Raw genomic sequence first — 1,714 nt, 5'->3', positions numbered from 1 at the left:
GAACAGTGGCCCGACGGTCACGAACGATGCCCAGGTGTACGGGTTGCGGTCAGGCGTGACGTACATAAATCGTCCGCCGGCTCGTAGAGCACTAAATGCGCTTTCGAGGATGGTGCGGTGCTCGGTCCCAGACCTGCTGCCCGCTGGTCCTGGCCGACTGAACCGTTTTGTCGTCGATTCGGGTCGCAATCGCCAAATCGTTCGCGTTGAGTTCGTCCGTTGTCGTGAGCCAGGGACCGATCGGCGCCTCTTCGTCGGCGACGTCCGCAACCCGGGTGTTTTCGACGCAGACGGGTACAACCTGATCTACATGCATGGAATCTTCGACCACTGCAATTCCGGTTTCGCCCAGGTGTATCCGTGGCCGGTGTGGATGTATACGTCTGGCGTGGTCACGGACATCGTCGAGGAGGGGGGTTTCCGTAGTACTCGGGAAAAATCGGGCGGATATGGCTGAGCGCAAGGACTCCGGCCTGTGAGACCAACATGGAGAGCCCGGTGCGGGATATAGCGTGTGCCGGACTGATCGATGCCCTCAGTTCTGCATGAAGATCTGCTGCCCTGTCACCAGCGGGTACGCCGCCACATCACTTCCATCGAGATCCTCTTTGTGCATATCCACACCGGTGATCTGGCTGTTCTCGTAGGTCCGGTAGTAGTAGACACCTGTGTGCGTATTGCAGCACGAGGAGTAGATCGTGATCTCGTACTTGTCCCCGAGCCGAACACATCCCCTCTGCTGTTCCACGGAACCGAGGATGTGGAAGAACTGACTTATCGATTCGGATTCGGACTCGCCCGACACCGAATTCACTTTAGTGAAGGCAGCTTTGACGAAGCGAGACATCGAAGACAAGTCTCCCGGCAACCCGATAGCGCCCAAACCTCGACTGTAGGTGTCGAACTGTATCTCCTTCGAGAAACGCGGTTCCGGCGGATCGACAGACAAACTCATATAGTTGTTGATATTGAACAGCTGAAAATCGAAGGTCGGGTTGTTGGTGAGAATCTGGATCGGATTGTCGTGGACCTTCAGGCCCTCTGCAACCGACTCGACCGTGATGGACTCGCTCCTGTCGGAGATGATCCAGTGCAGCGGCGAAGGCGGAAACGCCTCACTGAACGGGATGTCGACGATACGCACGTCCGAGAGCGTGTCTCTGACCTGAGCTACTGTCTCGAACTGCCCGAGGACCCACGGAATGAACTCGAAGGACGCGATATTCGTCCCCTCGTCCGATTCGGGCTTGTAGTCGGCATTGCCGGGAAAATTCAGCCCCGCCATGCTCAGACCCTTCTCGTTGGTGGCGTCGTAGTAGAGGGGATAGCCATCGGCGGCGGTCGCCATCCCGATCATGGCGTGATGCGTGCTCTGCGCGGGCACCCTACGAAACTCGAAGGGGAAATTCCGAGGGGTGACGGTAACCGCTTCGTTGTAGGAGAACTCGAGGTCCAGATTGCGGCCGAAGTAGTGATCCTTGGCGGTATAGTTGGCGGCCGTGCACATGTGATTACCTCCGACGTTTCTCGGATCACCCGGAACGAGGGCGAAAATTCTCACGGAGCTCGCTCCCTATCGGTGTCCGCTGCGTAGTGTGCCGAACCCACGGTATCCGAATATGCGTGGTCTTCGAGGTGGTCTCGCGATGATCGTCCATGACGCCGATACGATCGCCCTGAACCTCGAATTCGCTGGCCCGGGGCATTTTCACAG

1 protein-coding gene is annotated in these 1,714 nt (G+C 57.8%); it reads right to left on the bottom strand.

Annotated elements, in window-relative coordinates:
* Window positions 1-535 precede the first annotated feature (535 nt).
* Window positions 536-1,507 (bottom strand): choloylglycine hydrolase, encoded by a 972-nt coding sequence (gene bsh, locus WAW17_RS22915; RefSeq protein WP_422335199.1) that lies wholly within the window; start codon window positions 1,505-1,507, stop codon window positions 536-538.
* Window positions 1,508-1,714: the final 207 nt, after the last annotated feature.

Source organism: Rhodococcus sp. (in: high G+C Gram-positive bacteria), from assembly GCF_049286785.1.
Lineage (GTDB): Bacteria > Actinomycetota > Actinomycetes > Mycobacteriales > Mycobacteriaceae > Rhodococcus_F.
This window is presented reverse-complemented; position numbering and strand designations above follow the sequence as displayed.